The organism is Mesorhizobium sp. Root102 (assembly GCF_001425625.1).
Taxonomy (GTDB): Bacteria; Pseudomonadota; Alphaproteobacteria; order Rhizobiales; family Rhizobiaceae; genus Mesorhizobium.
The window spans coordinates 18,345-42,156 of the sequence record NZ_LMCP01000008.1; the positions used below are offsets into that span (position 1 = coordinate 18,345).

General features: G+C 62.1%; 32 protein-coding genes and 1 tRNA gene. 17 read left to right on the forward strand and 16 right to left on the reverse strand.

The window, feature by feature from the left end:
- The first annotated feature begins 33 nt into the window (after positions 1-33).
- A complete protein-coding gene (locus tag ASD12_RS35220) occupies positions 34-711 on the forward strand; it encodes an alpha/beta fold hydrolase (protein ID WP_244482805.1) in 678 nt (225 codons plus the stop codon).
- 95 nt (positions 712-806) lie between these two features.
- Positions 807-1,031 (forward strand): hypothetical protein, encoded by a 225-nt coding sequence (locus ASD12_RS35225; RefSeq protein ID WP_244482806.1) that lies wholly within the window; start codon positions 807-809, stop codon positions 1,029-1,031.
- A gap of 401 nt (positions 1,032-1,432) precedes the next feature.
- Here ASD12_RS35225 and ASD12_RS08945 read toward each other — a convergent pair whose 3' ends face one another.
- From ASD12_RS08945 to ASD12_RS08960, 5 genes are all read right to left on the reverse strand, one after another.
- Entirely contained in the window at positions 1,433-1,672 is a 240-nt protein-coding gene (locus tag ASD12_RS08945) for a DUF2188 domain-containing protein (RefSeq protein WP_056584337.1), read from the reverse strand.
- Positions 1,673-1,701: 29 nt separating this feature from the next.
- Positions 1,702-1,980: a DUF982 domain-containing protein gene (locus ASD12_RS08950; RefSeq protein ID WP_013532012.1), complete on the reverse strand. Its 279-nt coding sequence runs from the start codon at positions 1,978-1,980 to the stop codon at positions 1,702-1,704.
- 83 nt (positions 1,981-2,063) lie between these two features.
- A complete protein-coding gene (locus tag ASD12_RS35230; RefSeq protein WP_244482807.1) occupies positions 2,064-2,264 on the reverse strand; it encodes an SH3 domain-containing protein in 201 nt (66 codons plus the stop codon).
- 60 nt (positions 2,265-2,324) lie between these two features.
- Positions 2,325-2,450 (reverse strand): hypothetical protein, encoded by a 126-nt coding sequence (locus ASD12_RS35715; RefSeq protein WP_280139542.1) that lies wholly within the window; start codon positions 2,448-2,450, stop codon positions 2,325-2,327.
- Positions 2,451-2,586: 136 nt separating this feature from the next.
- Positions 2,587-3,690 (reverse strand): NADH:flavin oxidoreductase/NADH oxidase, encoded by a 1,104-nt coding sequence (locus tag ASD12_RS08960; RefSeq protein WP_056584342.1) that lies wholly within the window; start codon positions 3,688-3,690, stop codon positions 2,587-2,589.
- 153 nt (positions 3,691-3,843) lie between these two features.
- On the opposite strand from ASD12_RS08960, the gene ASD12_RS08965 reads away from it, so the two are divergent.
- From ASD12_RS08965 to ASD12_RS08975, 4 genes are all read left to right on the forward strand, one after another.
- Entirely contained in the window at positions 3,844-4,437 is a 594-nt protein-coding gene (locus tag ASD12_RS08965; RefSeq protein WP_056584345.1) for an NUDIX domain-containing protein, read from the forward strand.
- A 36-nt stretch (positions 4,438-4,473) separates the two neighbouring features.
- Entirely contained in the window at positions 4,474-4,917 is a 444-nt protein-coding gene (locus ASD12_RS35865) for a hypothetical protein (RefSeq protein WP_348271715.1), read from the forward strand.
- Positions 4,918-4,930: 13 nt separating this feature from the next.
- Positions 4,931-5,140, forward strand: a complete 210-nt coding sequence (locus ASD12_RS08970) for a hypothetical protein (protein WP_056584652.1) — start codon at positions 4,931-4,933, stop codon at positions 5,138-5,140.
- Between the two features lie 407 nt (positions 5,141-5,547).
- Positions 5,548-5,880, forward strand: coding sequence for a hypothetical protein (locus ASD12_RS08975; protein ID WP_156398558.1), 333 nt, complete (start codon positions 5,548-5,550; stop codon positions 5,878-5,880).
- Between the two features lie 126 nt (positions 5,881-6,006).
- Here ASD12_RS08975 and ASD12_RS08980 read toward each other — a convergent pair.
- The 3 genes from ASD12_RS08980 to ASD12_RS08990 all read right to left on the reverse strand — a co-directional run bounded on the left by ASD12_RS08980 (position 6,007) and on the right by ASD12_RS08990 (position 7,946).
- Positions 6,007-6,092, reverse strand: a tRNA-Leu gene (locus tag ASD12_RS08980).
- A gap of 219 nt (positions 6,093-6,311) precedes the next feature.
- Positions 6,312-6,977 carry an outer membrane protein gene (locus ASD12_RS08985; RefSeq protein WP_056584353.1) on the reverse strand — a complete coding sequence of 222 codons (666 nt, stop codon included), beginning with the start codon at positions 6,975-6,977 and terminating at the stop codon, positions 6,312-6,314.
- A 117-nt stretch (positions 6,978-7,094) separates the two neighbouring features.
- Positions 7,095-7,946 carry an alpha/beta fold hydrolase gene (locus tag ASD12_RS08990; protein WP_056584356.1) on the reverse strand — a complete coding sequence of 284 codons (852 nt, stop codon included), beginning with the start codon at positions 7,944-7,946 and terminating at the stop codon, positions 7,095-7,097.
- A 146-nt stretch (positions 7,947-8,092) separates the two neighbouring features.
- On the opposite strand from ASD12_RS08990, the gene ade reads away from it, so the two are divergent.
- The gene (gene ade / locus ASD12_RS08995; RefSeq protein ID WP_056584359.1) at positions 8,093-9,910 is read left to right on the forward strand and encodes an adenine deaminase; all 1,818 of its coding nucleotides are present in this window, start codon (positions 8,093-8,095) and stop codon (positions 9,908-9,910) included.
- Positions 9,911-9,934: 24 nt separating this feature from the next.
- Here the strand turns inward: ade and ASD12_RS09000 are convergent, their stop codons facing one another.
- From ASD12_RS09000 to ASD12_RS09010, 3 genes are all read right to left on the reverse strand, one after another.
- Positions 9,935-11,098: an alpha/beta hydrolase gene (locus ASD12_RS09000; protein ID WP_056584362.1), complete on the reverse strand. Its 1,164-nt coding sequence runs from the start codon at positions 11,096-11,098 to the stop codon at positions 9,935-9,937.
- Positions 11,099-11,241: 143 nt separating this feature from the next.
- A complete protein-coding gene (locus tag ASD12_RS09005) occupies positions 11,242-12,315 on the reverse strand; it encodes an alpha/beta hydrolase (RefSeq protein WP_056584365.1) in 1,074 nt (357 codons plus the stop codon).
- Positions 12,316-12,416: 101 nt separating this feature from the next.
- Positions 12,417-13,820 (reverse strand): M24 family metallopeptidase, encoded by a 1,404-nt coding sequence (locus ASD12_RS09010; RefSeq protein ID WP_056584368.1) that lies wholly within the window; start codon positions 13,818-13,820, stop codon positions 12,417-12,419.
- A gap of 149 nt (positions 13,821-13,969) precedes the next feature.
- Between ASD12_RS09010 and ilvA the strand changes: the two genes are divergently transcribed.
- Positions 13,970-15,226, forward strand: coding sequence for a threonine ammonia-lyase IlvA (gene ilvA / locus ASD12_RS09015; protein WP_056584371.1), 1,257 nt, complete (start codon positions 13,970-13,972; stop codon positions 15,224-15,226).
- Entirely contained in the window at positions 15,223-15,783 is a 561-nt protein-coding gene (locus ASD12_RS09020) for a DUF1697 domain-containing protein (protein ID WP_056584375.1), read from the forward strand. The genes ilvA and ASD12_RS09020 overlap by 4 nt, the downstream gene beginning before the upstream one ends.
- A gap of 13 nt (positions 15,784-15,796) precedes the next feature.
- On the opposite strand, the gene ASD12_RS09025 is transcribed toward ASD12_RS09020, so the two are convergent.
- Positions 15,797-16,090 carry a DUF2218 domain-containing protein gene (locus ASD12_RS09025; protein ID WP_056584378.1) on the reverse strand — a complete coding sequence of 98 codons (294 nt, stop codon included), beginning with the start codon at positions 16,088-16,090 and terminating at the stop codon, positions 15,797-15,799.
- A 136-nt stretch (positions 16,091-16,226) separates the two neighbouring features.
- Entirely contained in the window at positions 16,227-16,667 is a 441-nt protein-coding gene (locus ASD12_RS09030; protein ID WP_056584381.1) for a VOC family protein, read from the reverse strand.
- 217 nt (positions 16,668-16,884) lie between these two features.
- Between ASD12_RS09030 and ASD12_RS09035 the strand changes: the two genes are divergently transcribed.
- From ASD12_RS09035 to ASD12_RS09050, 4 genes are read left to right on the forward strand one after another with little or no spacing between them, the layout of a single operon-like run.
- Positions 16,885-17,481 (forward strand): cold-shock protein, encoded by a 597-nt coding sequence (locus tag ASD12_RS09035; protein ID WP_056584385.1) that lies wholly within the window; start codon positions 16,885-16,887, stop codon positions 17,479-17,481.
- 25 nt (positions 17,482-17,506) lie between these two features.
- Entirely contained in the window at positions 17,507-18,070 is a 564-nt protein-coding gene (locus ASD12_RS09040; RefSeq protein ID WP_056584390.1) for a DUF192 domain-containing protein, read from the forward strand.
- 20 nt (positions 18,071-18,090) lie between these two features.
- Positions 18,091-18,858, forward strand: a complete 768-nt coding sequence (locus ASD12_RS09045) for an alpha/beta hydrolase (RefSeq protein ID WP_056584393.1) — start codon at positions 18,091-18,093, stop codon at positions 18,856-18,858.
- Between the two features lie 26 nt (positions 18,859-18,884).
- The gene (locus ASD12_RS09050) at positions 18,885-19,256 is read left to right on the forward strand and encodes a hypothetical protein (RefSeq protein ID WP_156389106.1); all 372 of its coding nucleotides are present in this window, start codon (positions 18,885-18,887) and stop codon (positions 19,254-19,256) included.
- 6 nt (positions 19,257-19,262) lie between these two features.
- Here ASD12_RS09050 and ASD12_RS09055 read toward each other — a convergent pair whose 3' ends face one another.
- Positions 19,263-19,865 carry a hypothetical protein gene (locus tag ASD12_RS09055; RefSeq protein ID WP_056584399.1) on the reverse strand — a complete coding sequence of 201 codons (603 nt, stop codon included), beginning with the start codon at positions 19,863-19,865 and terminating at the stop codon, positions 19,263-19,265.
- 147 nt (positions 19,866-20,012) lie between these two features.
- Here ASD12_RS09055 and cysE point away from each other — a divergent pair, with 147 nt between their 5' ends.
- On the forward strand, positions 20,013-20,861 hold the full coding sequence (gene cysE / locus ASD12_RS09060; protein WP_056584656.1) for a serine O-acetyltransferase: 849 nt from the start codon (positions 20,013-20,015) through the stop codon (positions 20,859-20,861).
- A gap of 151 nt (positions 20,862-21,012) precedes the next feature.
- Positions 21,013-21,216, forward strand: a complete 204-nt coding sequence (locus ASD12_RS09065; RefSeq protein WP_008875567.1) for a DUF3126 family protein — start codon at positions 21,013-21,015, stop codon at positions 21,214-21,216.
- A gap of 111 nt (positions 21,217-21,327) precedes the next feature.
- On the opposite strand, the gene ASD12_RS09070 is transcribed toward ASD12_RS09065, so the two are convergent.
- The gene (locus ASD12_RS09070; protein WP_056584403.1) at positions 21,328-22,113 is read right to left on the reverse strand and encodes a hypothetical protein; all 786 of its coding nucleotides are present in this window, start codon (positions 22,111-22,113) and stop codon (positions 21,328-21,330) included.
- A gap of 125 nt (positions 22,114-22,238) precedes the next feature.
- Between ASD12_RS09070 and ASD12_RS09075 the strand changes: the two genes are divergently transcribed.
- Together ASD12_RS09075 and ASD12_RS09080 are read left to right on the forward strand one after the other, a co-directional pair.
- On the forward strand, positions 22,239-22,580 hold the full coding sequence (locus ASD12_RS09075; protein ID WP_056584406.1) for a hypothetical protein: 342 nt from the start codon (positions 22,239-22,241) through the stop codon (positions 22,578-22,580).
- 19 nt (positions 22,581-22,599) lie between these two features.
- Positions 22,600-23,127, forward strand: a complete 528-nt coding sequence (locus ASD12_RS09080) for a gamma carbonic anhydrase family protein (RefSeq protein WP_056584410.1) — start codon at positions 22,600-22,602, stop codon at positions 23,125-23,127.
- A 44-nt stretch (positions 23,128-23,171) separates the two neighbouring features.
- Here the strand turns inward: ASD12_RS09080 and ASD12_RS09085 are convergent, their stop codons facing one another.
- Entirely contained in the window at positions 23,172-23,732 is a 561-nt protein-coding gene (locus ASD12_RS09085; RefSeq protein ID WP_056584414.1) for an ankyrin repeat domain-containing protein, read from the reverse strand.
- Between the last annotated feature and the right edge of the window lie 80 nt (positions 23,733-23,812).

Consider the following 23,812-nt stretch of genomic DNA (forward strand, 5'->3'; position numbering starts at 1 on the left):
CTAAGCTCAACCTGGCTCGGGTTCGGGTGAACAATGCTGTTGTCGATTCTGTCGTGGCTGCTGGCCGTTCTTCTGTTGCTGGCAGTCCTGGGGATCGCCAGTCTGGTGCTGGCGACGCTGTGGATCGCAGCCAACGCCGAAAGGCTGGTGCCGCCGGTCGGAAAGTTCCTCGAGATCGGCGGCAACCGCATCCATTATGTCGATCAGGGTGAGGGGCGGCCGATCGTCTTCGTGCATGGGCTTGGCGCTCAGCTCCATCATTTCCGGCACACTCTGTTCGGACGATTCGGCCCGGGCTACCGGCTGATCGCGCTCGACCGACCTGGGGCGGGCTATTCGGCGCGCGCCAGCGGCGCCGCCGGTAGCCTGCCCGAACAGGCCGAGATCGTGCGACGCTTCATCGAAGCGCTTGGGTTGGAAAGGCCGCTGGTGGTCGGTCATTCCCTCGGCGGCGCCATCGCGCTGACCTTTGCCGTGGAGCACCCGGACGTGATTTGCGGAATCGCCTTGTTGTCGCCATTGACCCACATGGAAGCCGGTGCGCGCGAAAAGTTGGGCTCGATCTATATCTCGTCACGCCTATGGCGCCGGATCATGAGCTATACCCTGGCGATACCGACGAGCCTCAGATATGCGCGGCCGACAATGGAATTCGTCTTCGCGCCGCAGGCTTTTCCTGCCGACTACATGGTCGACGGAGGTGGATGCTAGGGCTGAGGCCAGCCCACTTCTACGCCACGTCCTCCGATGTCGTGGCAGTCGAACAAGATCTCGGCCGCATCGAGGGTCGCTATGGCGAGATCGCCATGCCGGCCGGCATTCTTTTCGGAACGGCTGATCGCGTTATCGATATCCGCACGCACGGCGAGCCCATGCAGAACAAGATCGAAAGGCTCGATTTCGAATCTGTCGACGGCCTCGGACACATGCCGCAATTCAACGAGCCGGAACGGGTCATTGCGTTCATCCAGCGCGTTGCGGCCCGTGCTTTCCGATCCGACATCAACCCGGCTTCACAACAATTTCAATGAACCATTCGGCTTACTGGCGGGTTTTATCCGTGTCGCACCCAAGGCGGCCAAGACACGGAGTAATTCAATGTACAGGAAACTTCTCGCAGCATCCGTTCTGACGATCGGTCTCGCCACATCGGCGATGGCGCGGTCGTCCATCACAACTGGCTTTTCGGCAATGCGGCCTCATCGTCCGTGGACACTACCACGACCGGTAGCATCAATGGCGACACCTCCGGGCTGAACACCCTCGGCAATAGTGGCGCGGTCGGACCCTGCGCCTCCAACACCGCCGGTCCCGATGCGAATGCTCAGGGGAACGTCAACGACCAGTACTGCGGCAAATAGTCAGCGCAGGCTTCTGCCGCCGCGAGACGTCCTTCTCTCCGGGCGTCCGCGGTCGGCTCCCTGAAGAAGGGTCAGTCGGAAATCTCTGTCTGCGGCCGATCCCGGCCATCGGCCAGTTCTTCATGCCATTTGCCTTCGGAGTCCTCGTACTGGATGCCGTCCGTGGCTCCGGCGACCTGCTGCTCGGCCGAGGCGATTTCGGCGGCGCGCAAGGCGTCCTGGTGGGTGGGAAACGTCTCCGAGAAGGTCTCTCCGACCTTGTAGGCCCAGCCGCCGTCATGCTCGACGATCTTGTAAGTCAGCTTCGCCATGAAAACCTCCAGTTGAAAGGTCGGTCTGCTCAATGCAGCCGGTCGTCGGGCAGTCTGTCGTCGGGCACCAGCACTTCCGACTCCTTGGCGGCTTCAATCAGTGCCCGGCGCGCATCTGCGGTCGAACGATAACCTTCCAGTACTTTGAGGCAAGTGTCGAGGGCATCACGATGGCGCGGGCCGCGATTGAGCGGCCACACGGTCATCAGGCACTCCGCCGCCTCCTGGGCGCTGCGGATATGGCGATATTTGCCGACGTGGCCAAGTTCGACGACGACCGGCACTTCAAAAGGTTTGTTGTCCATCATGGCCGCAACGCAAAGCAGCCAATTTGGTTGCAACCATGGCCTTCAGCCTGCGCCCAAAAGTCGCGTCGCGTTTGGGACGCGCCTTAGGCCTTTGCTTGATGCATGTCGTTATCCCAAAACCGGATCCACTTTTGGGCGACATGCACGGGCGTCTCAGTCGCCGCAATCGTTACGCAGCCAGCGTGCGTTTGCCAGCCGGTCCGGCCGCCGATTTCGACCTGATACCAGTTGCCGCGTCGGTCGAAGATCTCGGTACGATCGCCGTTGAACAACTGCCCGATCATTCGCGACGACGAGTTCGGCCGTGTCCGCACTGCAAGAAAGCCGCTGCCGGTCGCCGGATTTTAGCGGCCGGACAGGCCGTGCACCGTGCCCTCGCAATATTGCGCGCCGGCCGGCGTCGATGTGCCGACCCAAAGTCCGGCCACAACGGTCAGCGCTGCAACCGGCAAGAATGCCCTGAACGACATGGTTTCCTCCCAAGCCCGGCCGCGCCCGCCGCAGCCTCACCCAACGTAACAGGTTGCGGACAGAGTTGAAGCGAAGCCGTGGCAAACTATCCAGGCGAGAAGGCAGCACTGCGCCGGTATGCGGAGAACGCGCCGATCAGCCCGCCGCCTTCATCCAGTGCTGCATCGTGGTCACCGAACGGGCAAGCTGCGGCGCCGGGTGGATTGTCTCGCTGAACGTCGCCGCCGCTCGCCACCCCCAGCGCGGATCGGCCAGGAAGGCGCGCGCCAGCGCCACCATGTCGGCGCGGCCCTCAGTGAGGATCGCTTCGGCCTGCTTCGGGTCGTCGATCAGGCCGACCGCACGGGTCGGAATATCGGCACCCTTGCGCACGGCTTCCGCCAAATGCACCTGGTAGCCCGGACCGGTGGGCAATTTTTGCAACGGTGAATTGCCGCCGCTCGAGCAGCAGAGATAGGCGACGCCTACGGCCTTGAGTGCTTTCGCGACTTCGATCGCGTCCTCGACGTCGAAGCCGCCATCGACCCAATCCTTCACCGACAGCCGCGCACCGAGCATCAGCCTTGGCGTTGCCTTCCGCACCGCCTTGGCGATCTCGACGACAAGACGCATGCGGTTTTCCAGCGAGCCACCCCAACGGTCCGTGCGCTGGTTGGACAATGGCGACAGGAACTGGAAGATCAGATAGCCGTGTGCGGCATGCAGTTCGAGGAAATCGAAGCCGGCGCGTTCGGCCCGCCTTGCCGCCTCGGCAAAGCGTTCGATGAGCTGCAGGATCTCCTCGTCCTCCAGCGCGTGTGGTACGTTCCAGCCGGTGTCGTAGGCGATGGCCGAGGCCGACACGGTCTGCCAGGGATCCTCGTTTGGCTGCAGCGGTCCGCCGCCCTCCCACGGCTTGCGGTTCGAGGCCTTGCGGCCGGCATGGGCAAGCTGGGAGCCGAATTTCGTGCCGGGTGCGGCGACGCGTCTTGCCGCATCGAGCGTCCGACGGGCAGCGGCCTCATTGTCTTCGGAATAGAGGCCGAGGCAGCCATGCGTGATGCGCCCGCGCCGCTCGACATCAGTCATCTCGACCGTGACCATGCCGGCGCCTGACATGGCAAGGTTCATCCAGTGATAGAGGTGCCAGTCGCTGGCCGAGCCGTCTTCGGCCGAATATTGGCACATCGGCGCGACCGCTATGCGGTTGGGGAAGGTGAGGCCGTCGAGGGTGATCGGCTGGAAAAGCGATGTTGTCATGAAATGGGGCTCCGGGAGAGATAAGCCTTTATCTAGGTAGTGGATCGGAAGCGCGCCACACACGAGACGGTGAAGGGTTTTTTGGACCAATTGCCTGCATTGCGCAAATGCCGGTTCGCGGCTACGCCTCGGCCGGGTGGCATGGAGACCACGATGGAAGATCGCATTCGCATCCGTTCGGAAGAGATACTCTCTGACGACTGGGCCGTCCTGAAGAAGACCGTCCTCGACTACCGCCGGCGTGACGGAGAGTGGGAGACGCAGGTGCGCCAGACCTATGATCGCGGCGACGGCGCGGTGATCCTGCCTTACGATCCCTCGCGTTCGACCGTGCTTCTGGTGCGCCAGTTCCGCTATCCCGCCTACGTCACCGGCCACCGCGAGCCGCTGATCGAGGCCTGTGCGGGGCTGCTCGACGAAAACGATCCGGAAACTTGCATCCGCAAGGAGGCGGAGGAAGAGCTCGGCTACCGGCTGCAGAACGTCGAGCGGCTGTTTTCGCCCTATATGAGCCCGGGCAGCGTCACCGAGCGGCTCTGGTTCTTCATCGCCCGCTATTCGGCCGCCGATCGCATCTCGGCCGGCGGTGGCGCGCCGGAAGAGGGCGAGGACATCGAGGTGCTGGAGATGCCGCTCGACGAAGCGCTGGCCGGCATTGCCGACGGTCGTATCATCGATGCCAAGACCATCATCCTGATCCAGCATCTGAAGCTGAACCCGATCGCTTGCTTGACCCTCGGCGGCTAGCCGGCGCCTTGCCTGCATCGGAGCGCTGGAAAATAAGTGCCATCAAAGCAGGCCACGGAGCGAGGGCGCTTCTCCAGGGCAAAACAAGCCGAGGCGGGCAATCGGCTTTGCGTTTTGGGAACCATTTTAGTGATAGCTAAATTGAATCGTGGTTTTGCGAGTCAGGATGCGTTTGAAGTTCGTCAAACGTTCACTGCTGGATTTTACGGGAAGAATAACACCATGACCCCCATTGATCCGCCAATGGAGCGACGCTCTCACGCTCGTGGGATTGTCCTGAAGGATGCGACCATCATCACGGACGATGCGAAGATCGGTTGCTCTGTTAGAAATCAACACGCTCATGGTGCGGAATTGCGGGTGAACCCCGGCGTCACAATTCCCGACCGTTTCGTCCTGCAAGTACCTGAAGATGACGCCAGCTATCGAGCTGTGGTGAGGTGGCGAAGGCGTGAGCGCCTTGGCATTCAAATATATTGAGTTGGGAGGTCGCGTGCCTATTCGGAGAAAAGCAACGGAAGCCGGGATTTTTGATCCATCCGAACTGGCCTTGTTGGGGCGCGTTTTTGAGCAACTCAGGCTCAACAGCCAATCGACTGAAGCGCGCAATGCGCTCGCGTCTCGGATCATCGCAAACTACATGGCCGGCGTGACTGATGAGTTGGAGCTGGTTTCGCTTTCCAGGTACCCCTTGGGCCGCTAGAGCAGCTCACCGTTTCACGGAAACGACGAACCGCTCTATCTCCTTGTTTTGACACAATTCCGGACGGAAAACCGTTTCACACTTTTCCTGGAATTGCTCTGAGGCCGGCAGGACTTCAGTCGTAATTGAGCTGTATCTAATACACATATACGCTGGTCGGTGCGGGGCAAGATCCCACACCAAGCCTACCCGCAACGGCCCGGCACGACCCCAACGTCCCCCGACTGCGAGCGTGCCGGGCCGTTTGTTACGCGGCGCGCGGCCATATGGCGTGTGTTCCTTCGGTTCGGCCCGTCTGCCGATGATTTTGATTTAGAGCAATGCTGCTTCGGGTTGTCGACCGTAGAAAGTCGGCTACAACCGTAGGGGACTTGGACATGACTTTTCATGCAACGACCAGACGCACCATGCTCGGCGCGGTCGTATCCATTCCGGCAATAGGAACCGCTGCAGTGGAAAGGGCTTCTGCCGCAAACCTGAACGAAAGCCCGATCCTGGCAAGCTTTCGCCGTTGGAAGGCGCTCAGGGAATCGATCTCCTTTGACATTTCCGACAATGAACTGGTTCGCTTGCATGCTGACATGTCCAGCATCGTGGAAACCATGCTCGCAACCCCGGCCACGACCACCCATGAGTTCGCGGCGCAGTTCATGGTCGTTTGTAGCGGCGAGGAGATCGAATATCGGCGGGCCGCCCGCGAGCTCTATGCTCACGCGCAAACCCTTGTCGGTATGGCGTGACTGTGACCAGGATACCGGCGTTGCCCCTTCAGTTCATGGTGTCGCGACGCCTGACATTTGATGGCTGCGCTTGGAATGACGCCGTTTCCGGCTGGTTCAAGCTGAATCTGGCACAAAGCACAGCAGTGGTGCGGACGACGGGAATCGAACCCGTACGATCAGAGATCGAGGGATTTTAAGTCCCTTGCGTCTACCAATTCCGCCACGTCCGCAGCCAGCCCTTTTCAGACGCCAGACACAGGCCGTCAAGTCGTGTTCATGAGCCTTGGCCGAACGTGCAAACAGACCGGGCGGCTTGGTGATACTGGCGCGATCACGGAATTATCGGCGCTCGGCGCGCTGGTACGATGCTTGTGTGGTGGATCCGCCAAGGCGTCGGCCGCGCCAATTCCCCCGAGTCCCGGCCTCCAGCGTGACAACAACGTTCTGGTTCAGAACTTGTAGCTCAAATTGATGCCGACCGTGTTCAGCTTCACGTCCTGATCGCGATCGTTGAAGGGTTCCGCCACGTCGTAGTGCTCGGAGCCGAAATCATAGTAGCGATACTGCGCGCCGACGACGAACTTGTCGGTCAGCGCATAGTCGACGCCGGCACCCACGGTCAAGCCGACATTTGTGCGCGTGGTGGCGAACGCCGATCCGGCGATTTGCGACGTTTCGATGCCGGCAAACGCGACGCCGCCAATGCCGTAAACCAGCAGGCGATCCACGGCGTAGCCGGCCTTGGCGTTGACGGACCCAAACCACTTGATGTCGGTCCCGAATGTGCTTCCCAGGCCAGATACGATCGTGCCGTCGATCGAGGAATAGTTGAGGTCGGCCTCGGCGCCGAGCACCGCCTGGTCGAACTGCCACAGGCCGGCGACATGGCCGCCGACGAAGCCGCCGTCAATGTCGGGCGAGATTGAAAACGGCGCGCCTTCTGTCGCTGATATATCGGATCGGCCCCAGCCATAGCTGGCCTGCAGGCCAGCATAGTAGCCCGTCCAGTCGAAGCCGGGCGCGGTCATCGGCACGTCGACCGTCGGGTCGGCTGCGAAAGCCGGCACGGCCAGAGCGGCGAGGAAACCGGCACTTGCTACCATCAGGCGATGCATCGAACTCCCCGAAATGACAATTCAGAAAGATCCTTGCAGGAAGGATAACCGCAATAGCCTCAAAACGGAATCCCATTGTTCAACAATCGCAAACCTCCTGTTGCCGCACAGACCCCCCTATTTGGCGTCGATGAAGTCCAGCGCCGCCTGGCTATATTCATCCGGCGCTTGCAGCATGGCGAAATGACTGGCGTTGGGCAGGATGATGAGCTTCGCGCCCGGGATGGCTGAGGCGATGTATTCGGTGTGTTCGCGCTTGATCACCTCATCATGGTCGCCGGCAACGATGGCCGTCGGCGTGGTTATCTTGGCTAGCTGTTCCTTGGTCCACGCCGGCTCGGTCTCCCACATATGGCTCATCTGCGCCACGAAGGCGTCATACTGGTCCGGTGTCTTTGACATCTTCTTGTAGTCGCGGCCGGAGCGGTCGATGTAGGCGGCAAAGGTCTTGTTGATCATCACACCCGGATCGAGGCCATCGGTGGTTACGTTGGCGGCTTGCGCAAAGAGCCTTGTCAGCCGCTCCGGATGACGCAGCGCGATGTCGATACCGATAATGCCGCCATCGCTCCAGCCGACAAGCGCGGTCTTGTCGATCTTCAGGTGGTCGAGCAGCGCCAGATAGTCCGACGCCATCAAGTCGTAGCCGTAAGGCTGCTCGGTGCGGGTGGAGCGGCCGTGGCCACGGCTGTCGGCGACTATCACCTTGTGCGTTTTGGAAAGCGTGGCCACCTGGCTGGCCCAGATGTCGGCGTGGCCGAGGCCGCCATGGATGAGCAGCACCGGCTCGCCCGCGCCGAAAACGGCATAGTACATCTGGATGCCGTTCACCGGCGCATATCCGCTCTGATCAGGTTTGGGCATGGCCGCCGGCTCGGGCAAGGTCTGCCAACGTTCCTCGGCGGCGGCAAAAGCGGTTGACGCCGCGAACAAGATGACGACGGCGAACGCTTTCCAAAACCGGGTCATGTTTCCCTCTTGCGGCTCGGTCCGCAACCAGCATCGCGTTTTAGCCGGATAAGTCAACAAGCCCGGCCTGCCGCCGGATGTCGGACCGACGGCTCTGGCGGCACCCGCCTACATTTGCGACACTGGCCGCAACCGAGGAATCGCCAATGACGAAAGCCAAGCCCGCAGGGCCCGCAAAACCCAAACCCTGGACCGAGATGGCGACGCATCTGGTCGATGTCGCCATGGGGCGCAAACCCGCTGACCTGGTCGTGCGAAACGGCCGCTGGGTGAATGTCCATTCGGGCGAGATCATCGCCGGCACCGACATCGCCATTGCCGGCGGGCGCTTCGCCTATTGCGGGCCGAATGCCAGCCATGCCATCGGCCAGGGCACCAAGGTGGTCGATGCCGGCGGGCGCTATCTGGTGCCGGGGCTCTGCGACGCGCATATGCATGTCGAGAGCGGCATGGTGACGGTGACCGAGTTCTGCCGCGCCGTCATTCCGCACGGCACGACCTCGATGTTCATCGACCCGCACGAGATCGCCAATGTGCTGGGCCTGCCCGGCGTGCGGCTGATGCATGACGAAGCCGTCGCCATGCCAATCAACGTGCATGTGCAGATGCCGTCCTGCGTGCCCTCGGCGCCGGGACTGGAACATGCCGGCGCCGAGCTGACGGTCGCCGATGTTGCGGAAGCGATGACCTGGGCGAACATTATCGGCCTGGGCGAAGTGATGAATTTTCCCGGCGTTGCCGCCAACGACCCGGTGATGTCGGGCGAGATCGCCGCGACGGTCAAGGCAGGCAAGACGGTCGGTGGCCACTATGCCTCGCGCGACCTCGGGCTGCCGTTCCATGGCTATGTCGCCGGCGGCCCCGAGGACGATCATGAGGGTACGCGCGCCGAGGACGCCATCGCCCGCGTACGCCAGGGCATGAAGGCGATGCTGCGGCTTGGCTCGGCCTGGTACGACGTCGCCTCGCAGATCAAGGCGGTGACGGAGAGCGGCATCGATCCGCGCAACTTCATCCTGTGCACCGACGACAGCCATTCCGGCACGCTGGTTCAGGAAGGCCATATGGACCGCGTGGTGCGCCACGCCATCCAACAGGGGTTGAAGCCGGTGACGGCGATCCAGATGGCGACGCTCAACACCGCCCAGCATTTCAAACTGGAGCGCGAGATCGGTTCGATTGCGCCCGGGCGGCTGGCCGACCTGCTGATCGTCTCGGATCTCGCCGCAATGACAATCGACGAGGTCTATGCGCGCGGCGTCAGGCTGGCCAAGGGCGGCAAGCTCGAAATCGATATTCCGGCCTATGATTACCCGAGGACGGCGAAGAACACCGTCAAGCTCGGCAAGAAGCTGAAGGGCAGCGACTTCGACATCGCCGCTCCCAAGGGCGCCAATGAAGTGCGGGTGCGCGTCATCGGCGTCATCGAGAACCAGGCGCCGACGCGCGCGCTGGAGGCCGATCTGCCGGTCGAGGACGGGCTGGTCGCCATGGACCGCCGCAACGACATCTGCCAGATCGCGCTGGTCGAGCGCCACCGAGGCACGGGCGGCGTCACCAACGCCTTCGTCTCCGGCTTCGGCTACATGGGCGACTGCGCCCTGGCGTCCAGTGTGGCGCATGATGCCCACCACATCATCTGCGTCGGCACCAACAAGCAGGACATGGCGTTGGCGGTCAACCGGCTGGGCGAGGTCGGCGGCGGCGTCGTGCTGTTCTCCAAGGGCAAGGAGTTGGCGCTGGTCGAAATGCCGATCGCCGGGCTGATGTCGGACGAGCGGGCCGAAATCGTCGCGGCCAAGGCCGAGAACCTCACCGAGGCGATGCGCAAGATGGGCTGTTCGCTAAACAACGCCTACATGCAGCACTCGCTGCTGGCGCTGGTCGTCATTCCCGAACTCAGGATTTCCGATGTCGGCCTGATCGACGTGACGACCTTCCAGAAGGTCGACCTCTTCGTTTGACATCAGCCCTCGGCGTTTCGCTGGTCACCCGCCGGTGGCGATAGTCAGCACCCTGAACGGCGTGGTGATGACGATCTCGGCAACCGAGCCGACAGCCTTGCCGAGGCCCTGGCCGAGATTGTCGAGTTGTGCGGGCGCTGTCTCGTCCGAAGCCAGGCCGGCGGGCGCGCGCAGCCGGTCGCCGAGCAATTGCACCATGAACGGGTTGTCGGCGAATTTGGCGTGGTTGAGACGGTCGCCGCCCTTGGCCTGGGAAAGATCAACAACCGACACGCCATAGCTGGCGAGGTCGGCAGCGTTGCCGTAGTCGCCGACGCGCGGCTTGTCGCCCGAGATCAGAGAGGAGAGCTTGAGAGCCCGGTCGTCCGCCGAGAGCAGGATGGCGAACGGCTTGTCGGGCTTGCCGTAGCGGATCATCTGCTTCTTGAAGACGTCGACATCGATGTCGGGCGAGGCCAGGATGACATAGCCGAGCTTGCCACCGAGATCGCGATCGCCGGTGATGGCCAGTTGGCGCAGCGCCTCCATGGTCACCCACGTTCCCATCGAATGGGCGATGATGTCGATGCTCTTGACCTTCGTTTTGGCCAGCATCCTGAGCGTCGCTTCGAGGTCGTCACGCGCCGCGTTGGCGCTTTCCTTGTCATAGATATAACCGGTGGTCTTGCCGCTCGAAGCCCATGAGAACAGCACCGGCGTGCCGGGATATTTGGTGTCGTGGGCGATCTGGGTCAGCCGGTAGATGCCGTCATCGAAGCCATTGTTGAAGCCGTGCACGAAAACCAGCGCTCGGTCGCCGCGCATGGCGATGTCGGCGCCGACCGCCTTGGCGAATTGGGGCGCGCCTTCGTAGAAGGTGACGTCCTTGGCGGTGAAGTCCTTGGCCGGATTGCTGTTTGCGGATCCCTTGGCCCGCTCGATGGCGCCGACCTGATGGCTTTTGGGAACGGTGACGTCGACACGGGCAAAGCTGGTGGTCGGCGAGCGATCGCCGTCGAACACCTGTCGGGGATCCTTGGTTGCCTTCTGGCGGGTCGTGGCAACAAAAATCTCATGCGTGGCCGCGATGTCGGAAGCGGGCACCGCGATCGTCGTCCTGTTGAGCAGGTCATGCGTGTTCCGGCCGGCGCAGCCGGTGACAGCGAGCGCGAACGCAACGACGATGTAGCTCTTCGAACGCACCGTCACACGCGGGCTCCCGCAAAGGGGGACGTCAAACGCATGACGTCGCTGGCTATTCCGATAAAGCCAGAGGCCGGCGCGGTCCAGTTCAAAGTGAATTCGTACGCCCGCGATGGTGAACAGGCACGGCGAAAACCGCAGGACCGCATCTATTGCCCAAGCAGGCCGATGCGATCCGTCACGTCACGGTCGCTGGCAAAGCCGTCATCTTCGCGCAACCGCTGGCCGATCATCTTCACCAGCGTCGGATTGTCGGCGAATTTCGTATGGTTGAAGCTGTCGCTTCCCTTGACCTTGGAGAGGTCGACGACCGTCACGCCGTAGGAGGCAAGATCGGCGGCATCCTTGTAGTCGCCGACACGCGGCCGCGAACCGGCGATCAGGCCGGAGAGCCTCAGCGCCCGGTCGTCGTCGGACAACAGCAGGATGAATGGCTTGTCGGGCTTGCCGTAGCGCCGCATCTGGCTCTTGAACACGTCGACATCGATGTCGGGCGAGGCCAGCACCACGTCGCCGAGCTTGCCGCCGAGATCGCGGTCGCCGGTGATGGCCATCTGGCGCAGCGTTTCCATGGTGACCCAGGTTCCGAGCGAATGCGCGACGATGTCGATGCGACGAGCGCCCGACTGCTCCAGCATCCTGAGTGTCACCTCCAACTGGTCGCGGGCAGCACTGGCGCTTTCCTTGTCATAGACATAGTCGGTGGTCCTGGCGCCCGATGCCCAGGAAAACAGCACAGGCGTGCCGGGATAACCGGAATCATGGACGATCTGGGTCAGGCGATAGACGGCGGCATCGAAGCCGGTGTTGTAGCCATGCACGAAGACCATGACGCGGCCGCCACGCGCCGCGATGTCGGCGTTGAGCGCGCTGGAGAATTTCGGCTGGGTGTCGTAGCCGACGACTTCCGAAGCCATGAAATATTTCGCCGGGTCGTCCGACTTGCCGCGCGAGCGCCGCTCGATCTGGCCGGTCTCGTGCAATCCCGGAACAGTGACATTGACGCGGGCGTAGTTCAGCGTGGCCGAGCGTTCGCCGTCGAAAACCTTGTTGGGATCGTCGGATTTCTTGCGCGTCGTGGCGATGAAGATGCTGTGATTGCCTGCGATCTCCGTCACCGGAGCGGACATCATGGCGCTACCCAGCAGTTCCTGTGTTTGCGAGCCGGCACAGCCGGCGACGAACAAGGCTAGGACAACGGTAAAGATCTTCTTCAAAGGCACGCCTGAAATTCCAACTCCGGCCCAAAGGCCTGTCTACCCCCGCGACACCTCCCGGACAGGGAGAGTGCGGCAGAACTAAGTCGTGTCCAGTCGAAATGTGATCAGCGCCCGGTTACAGCCATCGCACTGTTGCGGGAAAGCCAAAACGGCGGGAGGAATGCCGGAATGTTGGAGAAGGGCAGCACCTCCGGCTTGAGGCGGATGCCCAGCACATCCGTCATGAAGCCACGCCGCGCCTCGATGCGGCTCCAGGCCTCGGGATGGCGCGCCGCGATCTCCTCACGCAACCTCTCGTCGGCAAGTGCGATCCCGTCCTCGATGTTGGTGGTGAAATAGTCGCCGCCGGTCGCCGGAATGATATCGACCTGCAGCGCCATGCCCGATCTCAGTCTGATGCCGGAGCCGGAAAACACCGGAGAATGCATCCATTCGTCGATGTGGACCAGATGGCCGGGATTGAGTGATACGCCAAAGAACGGGTCGCCGATGCGGTCATGCACCACTTTCCACAGCGTGCCACCAGTGGTGCCTATGCCGATCGCCTCGTACCAATCGACGACGGCGGCAAAATAGGGTGCGACCAGCCTTCCGACATAGTCGCGAATGGCATGCGGGAGCTCGGATGCATCTTCGGCGAGGAAGCCGGCTCGGGCGTTGAGCGCGCCCTGGATGCCATAGGCCATGGTGATCGGGTCGCCACGCTTGATGACATCGAGGCGCGGGCTCGGCAGGCCATAGGCTGCGCGCTTTCCCGCCGACAGCATCGGGTGACAGCCATGCGGCAAGCCGTTCATGCCCATCAGGCGGGCCGCCTGCAGTTCGGTCATGCCTGGCTCGATGCGCTGCAGGACATTGCGCAGCCCCTGCGAGGTGAAGGTCGCGGCGAACTCGAAGGCAGCCAGTTGATCGGCCTCGTTGATGGCGCGCAGGCCGTCGCTGGGGTTCATCAGCAGATTGGCGCCATTCACAACCGCGCCCTTGTCGCCCACAAGCGTGCGCAGCGTATCGGCGATGAAGGACGGCAGGTCGAGCGTCGTTTCGTTGAACCCGGCATCGCTGGGGCCGAAAGGCTTCCAGCCGATGGCGCCGATCCGCTGGCCGGGCTTCAGGCCGCAATCGGCGAGGATGTGGGGCAGCGCATCCGAGCGGTCGCGCGGCTGCGCCGGCAGCGAGAAGGTCTGGTAGAGGACGCGTTCGTACGGGCCGTCGCAGAGCTCGGCATAGCCCCAACCCTCATTGCCGACGAGAAGCCTTGGCTGCCGGCCGGGAACAATGACCAGCAACGTTTCCTCGAAGCGCGGATCATAGCCTGAGAGGTAGGCGACATTGGCTGCATGCTCGCGGTCGCCATAGATGGCGAAGGCATCGAAGTCGGCCTCGGCGCCCGCTGCCATGAGCGCCTCGATGCGCATTTCGTGGGTGCTACGAGCAACGAGCGGCATGACCGTCGGCTCGCCGAATTCCGGCAAGGACATGGATTTCAGGCCAACCGATGCCACGGGCATGAACAAACGCCTCCAAGTGCTTGCAAGGATTCTGTGAATGCCCGTTGCACGGGGGCGTGAACGGCCGGACAATGGCTTCGCGGGGCCGGATATGCAATAGGCGGGATATAGAGGTCCGCGAACAACAGGCGGTGAGGGGTGGTTTTCCGATGAACAGTTTTTCTTCCCGTGTCGCTGCCGCGGCCGCCGCGATCCGCCAGATCTTCCCGGAAACGCCGCTGCAGGAAAACGACTATCTGTCGAAAAAAACCGGCGCGCGGGTTCTTCTCAAGCGCGAGGATCTGTCGCCGGTGCGTTCCTACAAGATCCGCGGCGCCTTCAACTTCTTCCGCAAGACGCTCGCGGCGGGCAACGAGGCCGAACTGTTCGTCTGCGCGTCCGCCGGCAACCATGCGCAGGGTTTTGCTTTCGTCTGCCGTCATTTCGGCAAGAAGGGTGTCGTGTTCATGCCGGTGACGACGCCGCAGCAAAAGATCGACAAGACCAGGCTGTTCGGCGGCGATTTCGTCGAGATCAGGCTGGTCGGCGATTTCTTCGATGACTGCTATCGCGCTGCCTTCGAATTCACCGAAAGCTCTGGCGCCCATATGGTGCCGCCCTTTGACCACAAGGACATCATCGAGGGCCAAGCAACCCTTGCCTACGAGATCGCAGACCAGATGCCGGGCGCCCGCATGCCTGATATCATCATGCTGCCAGTGGGCGGGGGCGGGCTTGCCGCCGGTGTCACCCACTATTTCGCCGATCAGGGCCGGGAAGCGCGCTTCGTCTTCTGCGAGCCGGCCGGCGCGCCGAGCCTGCGCGAGAGCCTCGCTGCGGGAAAACGGCTCAAGCTCGCCAAGGTCGACAATTTCGTCGATGGCGCTGCGGTGGCAGAGATCGGCCGCGAGCCGTTGCGGCATCTCAAGGACTTTCCGGCCGACATGGTGCGGCTTATCCCGGAAAACCGGCTTTGCGCCACCATGATCGAGATGCTCAACGTCGAAGGCGTCGTGCTGGAGCCGGCTGGAGCGCTGGCGATTGATGCGCTCAAGGATTTCTCCAGGAAGGAGATCAGGGGCAAGACCATCGTCGCCGTGGTGTCGGGCGGCAATTTCGATTTCGAGCGGCTGCCGGACGTCAAGGAACGGGCGCTGCGCTTCGAAGGTTTGAAAAAGTACTTCATCATCCGCTTTCCGCAGCGGCCGGGCGCGCTGCGCGACTTCCTTGAATTGCTCGGTCCAGACGATGACATCGCCCGTTTCGAATATCTGAAGAAATCGGCTCGCAATTTCGGTTCGGTGCTGATCGGCATCGAAACCAAGGACCGTCGCAATTTCGACCTGCTCAAGGCGAATTTCGAGGCCGAGGGCGTCCAGTATCAGGACATCACCGACAACGAGACATTGGCCGGGTTCATCATATGAGCGGTGCCGGAAAAATCTTCGTCGCGCTGTTTTCCGGCATCAATGTCGGCGGCAACCGCATCGTCAAGATGGCGGAGTTGCGGTCGTTCTTCGAGAATCTCGGCTTTTCCGATGTCGCCACCTATGTGCAGAGCGGCAATGCCGTGTTCCGGGCGAAGAAGGGAGACGCGGCGACGCTGACGAAACAGCTCGAAGCAGCCTTCGAGAAGAAATGGGGATTTTATTCGCGCATCATGGTGCGCGATCTCTCATGGTTCGAGCGGTTGGTGAGCGAAAATCCCTATCCGGAAGTTGCCGAGGATCACACGAAGCTCCATGCCTATGTGCTGGAGCGCGAGCCGACCGCCGATGAGGTGGCGCCGCTGGCCGAAAAGTGCACCGGCCCCGAACGATTCGAGATCAAGGGCGATGTGCTCTACCTCAGCGCGCCGGACGGGCTGGGCAAATCGGTGTTTGCCGGGCTCATCCCGCGCACCCTGAAAGTGCCGGGCACCGCGCGCAACTGGCGCTCGGTGCTGGCGCTGCTGGCGATGGCCGCTCAGGCCGGCGGGAAGTAAGTTGCCGCCTAAATTAGGCTGCCGGGGCGGGTTTCCAGTCGAAGGTCAGTTCTTCGCGGAAAGCAAAGCGCTTGATGTGATCGGCGACGACGCTTTCCAGGCGCTGGAGCGATCCGCCCTCGTCAGTCCTCACCACGACATGAAGGGCGCTCGCGTATGCGTCCAGAACTATGCGGCCCATTGAGAGATCGATCGTGCCGTGGGTGGGATCGAACTCGACCGCGAATTTGTGCGCCCAGTGCTTGCACAGCTGCTGCAGGTAGCGGCTGGCACGTTCGGTGGTGACGTCGGCTCGGCTGGTCGGCATGAGCGGATTCTCCAGGAGGGCAGGCGCCCAATTGCATGACAGTGCGCCGACACAAGGCCGGCCCGACAGTCCGACAGATAGGCGTGCTGTTGCCGAATGCCAAAGGCTGTCGGCGATTTTTCGCCCGGAGCTGGCTTTACCAGCTTCCGGTGTTCGCCATCGAGGCCCACGGTTCGGCCTTGGCCTTGGCCGGGCCTTTTTGCAAAAGCTCGATCGAGATGCCGTCCGGCGACCGGATGAAGGCCATGTTGCCGTCGCGCGGTGGCCGGTTGATGATGACGCCATTGTCCATCAGATGCTGGCAGGTGGCGTAGATATCGTCGACCTCATAGGCGAGGTGGCCAAAATTGCGCCCGCCCTTGTAGTCTTCCGGATCCCAATTGTAGGTCAGTTCGACCAGCGGGGCCTTGTCGGCGATGCCGCTTTGCTCGTCTTCGGAGGCCGCGAGGAAGATCAGCGTGAAGCGGCCTTGTTCGTTTTCGTAGCGTCGCACTTCCTTGAGGCCGAGCTTGTTGCAGTAGAAATCAAGCGAGGCGTCGATGTCGGCGACGCGGATCATGGTGTGCAGATAGCGCATGTGATTTCCTCGATAAATTGCGTTGCGGTGCAACATAGGGTCGGCCCTGTCAAAGGGCAATCATGCGGCAGTGCGCAATGCCGGCAAAGAACAAATCCGGTATTGCCCCAATGAACCGTGAAAAAAGGCACGGCAGGTCTTGCACACACCGGAAGCCGCAGTGTTAATCTGGTGTCAAGAATCAGTTGCGGTGTTCTTGAAAACAGGGGGCATTCTTATGGGGGAAAAGGCCTCTTTCACGGGGCGGGACGGAACCCTTGGCGACGCCTTGCAGCGTGACGAAGGCGGCGACACCGCTGACCTGCTCGAAGTAGCTGGCGCCATCAAGTGGTTCGATGTGGCCAAGGGTTATGGTTTCATCCTCCCGGATGACGGCATCTCGGGCGACATCCTCCTCCATGTGACATGTCTTCGAAGGGACGGATTTCAGACGGCCTTGGAGGGCGCGCGCGTGGTCTGTCTCGTCAAGCAGGGCGACCGCGGATTGCAGGCCTTTCGGGTGCTCTCCATGGATGTCACCACGGCGGTCCATCCGGCCGAGATGCAGGAGCAGCGCACCCATGTCGCGGTGACGCCGGAGAGCGGTCTCGAACGAGCCTTGGTGAAATGGTTCAACCGCACCAAGGGGTTTGGTTTTCTCACCCGCGGCGAAGGCACCGAGGACATCTTCGTCCACATGGAGACCTTGCGCCGCTACGGCATCACCGAGCTTCGGCCTGGGCAGGTCGTGCTGGTTCGTTTCGGACGCGGCGACAAAGGCCTTATGGCCGCCGAAATTCACCCCGATATGGGGACCTTGCCGGTCTCGCACTAGGACGATTTCCGGCCGAGGATCTCGAATGGCTCATAGGAATTGGCTGACTGCGGGCGTGATATGCGCCGCAATTGCCGTGGTCGTCGCCGCCAGTGCTTACTTCTATTCCGAAAAGCCAACCTCGGCAGACAGCCGAGCGATGATCCTTCCGGCCGATCCGGCGCCACTGGTCGTGGTGACGAAAGGCGGCGATCGCTCCTTTTCCATTGAAGTCGCCGACACCGCCGCCGAGCGCGAGGCCGGCTTGATGTATCGCCAGGACATGGCGGACGACCACGGCATGCTGTTCGTCTTCGAGGTCCAGCAGCAGGTTGGCTTCTGGATGCACAACACGCCGATGCCGCTCGATCTGATCTTTGTCGGCCAGGACGGCAAGATCCGAGCGGTCAAGCACGGCGAGCCGCAATCCGACGCCGTTATTTCGCCCGGTGTGCCGGTGCGTTTCGTGCTCGAACTCAAGGCCGGCACGGCCGCCAGGAACGGCATCGAGTATGGCGACCTGTTGCGCCATCCGGCCGTAGGCACAGTGTCTGGCCCGAGCATGCCGCCCGCCGACAATGGCGACGCGCCCAATGGCGGTGCGGGTTGAGTGGGCAGGCGGGATCGCTGATGCAGTTTTTCGCCCATGACGGCTTCGACCTTGCCTTCCTCGACCGCCAGCCGGCATCGGGCGAGGGCGATCCGGTGCTCATGATCCATGGCTTCGCCTCGAGCCATTATGTCAATTGGGTATCGCCCGGCTGGTTCAAGACGCTGAACGATGCCGGTTACCGCGCCATCGCCTTCGACAATCGCGGCCACGGCTCGTCCTCCAAGAGTTATGAGGAGGCCGACTATACGCCGGTCAAGATGGCCTCAGATGGCGCCGCCTTGCTCGATCATCTCGGCATCGAGCGCGCCCATGTCATGGGCTATTCGATGGGCGCGCGCATCGCGGCGTTCATGGCACTCTCCGATCCGGACAAGGTGGCGACGCTGGTCTTTGGCGGTCTCGGCATCGGCATGATCGACGGTGTCGGCGATTGGGATCCCATTGCAGCAGCCCTGCTTGCCGACGATCCGGCCGCCACCAGCCATCCGCGCGGCCGATCGTTTCGCGCCTTCGCCGACCAGACCCGCAGTGATCGCCGTGCCTTGGCCGCTTGCATCGCCAAATCGCGGGAATTGCTGAGCGAGCAGGATATTGCCCGCATTGCCCAGCCGACGCTGGTCGCTGTTGGCACGACCGACGACATTGGCGGTTCGCCCGATGAGCTTGCAGCGTTGATGCCGAACGCCAGAGCCTTTCACATCGAGGGCCGCGACCATATGCTGGCCGTCGGGGACAAGACCTTCAAGCAGCGCGTGCTGGAGTTCTATGCCGAAAATCCGCTCTAAGCGGACGGCGAGGGGAGTGGGCAACAGTGGCGCAATGGGGACGAAGCACGGCCGCCGTGCCGGCTGCGGCGGCACAAGCCAGACTCGGCAAACGTTCGGTTATACTGGCATTGTCGGCGTTCGCCGCGGGGGCACTTGCCATAACCATCCTGGTGGCGATCCCAAGCGACGCCTCGAAACTTGCGCAGAACATCGCCACCGGTTTCTTCATGACGGTGTTTCTGCTCGCCGCCCCGCTGGCGCATGTCACCGGCGCGGTTTTCGGCGTGATGGCGCTGGTGCGTTCGAACGACAGCCGTGGGCTTGGCCTTCTGGGGATCATCCTCAACGGGCTGTCGGTGATGGCAGGGCTAGCGATCCTGGCGATGTTGGCATCGACGATAGGCGCCTTCACCTGACTGCCCTTAGCTGTTTGTGAGGGCCTGCGATGACCGCGCCATGTTTTCCCGGGCCTGCGGTTCGAAGCGCTGGCGAAACGCTTCGGTGTGGAAGATGTGCGGGCGGGCGAGGAAATTCTTCAGGACCGCACTGCGTCCGGTCCGCCACATCGGCTCCTCCAACCAGGCGTATTCACGCCGCACGGCGCGCTCATAGGCGTCGAAGGCATCCGGCGCGGCACCCAGGATCGACAGATCCATGTCGAGGAAAAGACTTGCGTCTCGTGTGGCCGTCGCGTCGTCGAACGGCGGCAGTTGGTGCGTGGCTGTGGCGACGATCATTGCCTTGATGCGGTCGAGACGTGAAGGATCCGCGCGGCCCGCCAGCTTTTTTTCGGCAAGGGCAGCACTTTGCGCCTCGTTGTCCTTGGCCTTGCTGTCATAGATGGCATCGTGGAACCAGATCGCCGCTTCGACGGCTTCGGGATCGCCGAGCGACCCTCGATAGTCGCCTGCCAGCGCTAGCATCGCCTGGATATGGGCAAGGTTGTGGTAGTGGCGGCCTTGTGCCCGGTAGAGTCCCGAAAGCTCGCTTTTCAGCGCGTCGTCGATCAAGGGTTCGTTTTCCATGGCTTCTTGAATTCCCGCGAACCAAATCCATTTGACAATGCACTAAGGAAAATTGAGTTCAATCGTGCTATGATTTGGCCTATATGTGCGGCCAGAAAACAGGCAAGCACAACAGGCAAGCCCGGCAGGGCGCAGGACGAGACGGCGATGAACAGCATCAGCATTTCCCGACACAGCGCATTGCAGCCGGTCGATCCGATCTGGCGTTCGATCCGCGACGAGGCGATGGAAGCGGTGAACCGCGACCCGCTGCTCGCCGCGTTCCTGTATTCGACCATCCTCAACCAGGACAGCCTGGAAGAAGCGGTCATTCATCGGCTGGCCGAGCGGCTCGACCATCAGGACATCGGCTCCGATCTCATCCGCCAGACGTTCAAGTCCATGCTGGCCGACGACAAGGACTGGCCGACGACCGTGCGTGTCGACATCCAGGCCTATTACGATCGCGATCCGGCCTGCGACCGCTTCATCATGCCGGTGCTCTATTTCAAGGGTTTCCACGCCATCCAGACGCATCGGCTGGCGCATTGGCTGTGGAACCAGGGCCGCAAGGATTTCGCGCTCTATCTGCAGAGCCGCTCGTCCTCGGTCTTTCAGACTGACATCAATCCGGCTGCCCGCATCGGCAAGGGCATCTTTATCGACCATGCCACCGGCCTTGTGGTCGGCGAGACGGCGGTCATCGAGGACGACGTGTCGATCCTGCATGGTGTGACGCTGGGCGGTACCGGCAAGGCCGGCGGCGACCGTCATCCCAAGATTCGCTACGGCGTGCTGATCGGCGCCGGCGCCAAGATCCTCGGCAACATCGAAATCGGCCATTGCTCGAAGATCGCGGCAGGCTCGGTGGTGCTGTCGCCAGTGCCGCACAACAAGACGGTTGCCGGCGTGCCGGCCCGCGTCGTCGGCGAGACCGGCTGCGATCAGCCGTCGCGCCAGATGGACCAGCTTCTGCCGTCGCAGACGATGGATCAGGTCGTCAGCTTCGACATCTGACTTTCACAGGTCCGCCGCCTGCTGTCGGATTCCGGCCGCAGGCACGAGTGGGTGGTTGTCTCGTCTTATCAGGCCGCTTGCCTTTACATCGCCATTGTCGACGTGCCAGAAGCGCGTTCGAACGAGCAAGCCCGATGATCGGAGAAGACTGTTGAAGCCGGACGAAATCAGAAAGCTGGACGCCTATTTCAAGCGCGTCTTCCAGAACCCCAAGATCGAGGTCAAGGCACGGCCGCGTAAGGACGATTCGGCCGAGGTCTATGTCGGCGACGAATTCCTTGGCATCGTCTTCAAGGACGAGGACGACGGCGACTACAATTTTTCGATGGCGATCCTAGACATCGATCTGGCCTGAGCCAGCAATCCAATGCATGTCGCCCAAAAGTGGCCCCGGTTTTGGGACGACGACATGCATGAAATCAAAGACTAAAGCGCGTCGCCTGAATCCGCTCGAACGCGACGCGCTTTAGCGCTCGGTCGGCTCCGCCTCGAATGCGGCCGGCCAGCCGGATCTCCCTTCTTGATGTCCCGTTTTCAGGACGCGTGTGGCTTCAGTGGCGATTGCCGCGTCGAGCGCCTGCCAATCCCCCAGAAACTCCCTTGGGAAGCGATAGGTGAGGCTGAGTTGGTCGCCGACCTGGATGTCGCGCTCGCAGGGTGCCAGCGATTGCTCGGCGCTCGGCCCGCTCAGGCAACGGGCCACGAACGGGTCCTTGCCGGGGCGCTTGCCGACAACCAGCACCTCGTTCAGATAGCCTGATTTCTCATTGAAACCGTACATCATCGTGCCGCCAGGTCCCGCAATGCCGGGCTGGGTGATCAACGCGCTGTAGATCGGCGCGAAGCGGCCGCTCATGTCACGCGACATCATCTGCTGTTCGAAGGACAGGAAGATGATGCTCTTGCCGGTCCCCTTGTGATTGAAATCGTCGCGCGCGGCCTCGCTGTAGCCGTCCATTTGGGGATAGCGCAGATAGAGGTCGAGCCGCGAGGCGATGCCGTCGCGCCGGGCCTGTGCGAAACGGATGGCGTTGGCCGGCACGGCAATGACATTGTTGCCGATCACCACCTGGTGGAGCGTTGCGTCGTCGGTGTATCCGGCCATGGCGATCGAATGGCCGAACCATTTGCCACCAAGGCTGATCGCCACCGACAGCAGGGCCAGCGCCGCGAACCCGTAGAACACCCGCTTCATCAGCCTGGAATCGACCACCGCGAGTTCGGGGCCGTTGGCGAGCGCTGCCTGCTTCATCTCAGTCCTCGGATCTCGGGCCGCCTGTCCGTCTTTGGTGTCCCCGGGTGGCACACATCGCACGGCACGGCTCTTGCAGCCTTGATGGAACGACTGTGCAATTTCATGGTAAATGGAAAGTTAAGATGGGACCGATGGAACTCACACTCTTCTCTTTTGTCGTCGGGCTGACGGCCTGCGGGCTGGCCGGATCGGCCATGGAACTGGTGTCGGGCCGCAAGGTCGCGTTCACCGAACCCTATGTGTCGCCGTCACATGTCTTGCGTTCGCTGCTCGCCACCGCCTGTGCCGGGCCCTTCATGCTGGTCAACCATGCCATCGATGCCCGGCGCGAGCGCCGCATTTCGATGCTCGCGCTGATGTCCTGCGGCTGCACGGCGATAGCCTGGTCCTTGGCGCTGGGCGTCGTCGTGCTCGCCATTGCCTCATGGACGATCCGTCTCCTAGGGTCCGAATTGCCAGCGTGAGACGATTCGGAGACCAGAAATGCCGCTTTATGCGATCGATGGAACGGAGCCCAGCTTCGAGGATGCGGACTCGAACTGGATCGCGCCGGATGCGACGCTGATCGGGGACGTGCGCGTCGGCCGCAACGCCGGCTTCTGGTTCGGCACCGTCATTCGCGGCGACAATGAGCCCATCGTCATCGGCGCCGACACCAATGTGCAGGAACATACGGTGATGCACACCGATCCCGGCTTTCCGCTAACCATCGGCGAGGGCTGCACGATCGGCCACCGCGCCTTGCTGCATGGTTGCACGATTGGCGACAACAGCCTGATCGGCATGGGCGCCATCGTGCTGAACGGCGCGAAAATCGGCAGAAATTCGCTGGTCGGCGCCGGCGCGCTGGTCACTGAAGGCAAGGAATTCCCCGACAATTCGCTGATCGTCGGCTCGCCTGCCAAGGCGATCAGGGTGCTGGACGACGTGGTCGTGGCAAGGTTGCGCGGGTCGGCGGCGCACTATGTCGCCAACGGCAAGCGCTTCAAGATGGGGTTGAAGAAGGTCTGAGGTCAGCCTGGCATTTGCTGGCGGTGGTTTCGTAGCGCCCCAACTTACTGTCCGTCAGAGCTGCGCCCGGCCATCGCATCGCGCAGCAATGAAGCACCGGCTTCAAAGCCGGCAATCTCGGCTTCCTCGATGGCTGTCCTGTAGTCATCGATGCGGGTTTCGAGCGCCGGGTCGGCGCCAGCCGCCAAAAGCAGGCGGATCGCATCGACACTGCGGATTGCCACCGAATAGTGAAGTGGCGTCCAGTCGTTCACGCCCCGCATGTTGGGGTCAGCACCGCCGTCGATCAACGCCCGCACGATGTCCAGCCTGTCCGCCCGGTCGGTGGACAGCGCCGCAATGATGGACGGAAACCCGCCGTGATCCTGGTAATTCGGATCCGAGCCCGCATCGAGCAAGGTCGAGATGAAGCGGGCGGGGCTCCAATAGATGGCATATTCCAGCGGATGGCCGAGGCCGAATTCGAACGGCATGCGCTCGTCGAACCAGCGGGAAGAGCCGCCCAGGGCTACGCCGAGGCCTTCGAAATCGCCGGCCTTGAAGGCATCGTCGATCGCCTTGAACAGGCGATGACGCTCGCGCCGATCTTCCGGGATTTCCAACATCGCGGTGATCCAGAAGGCGAAACCAACGGCCTATAGTGCCTCGATCTTCTGCCTGTGGAAAGGCGGCCGGGATGTTCTGA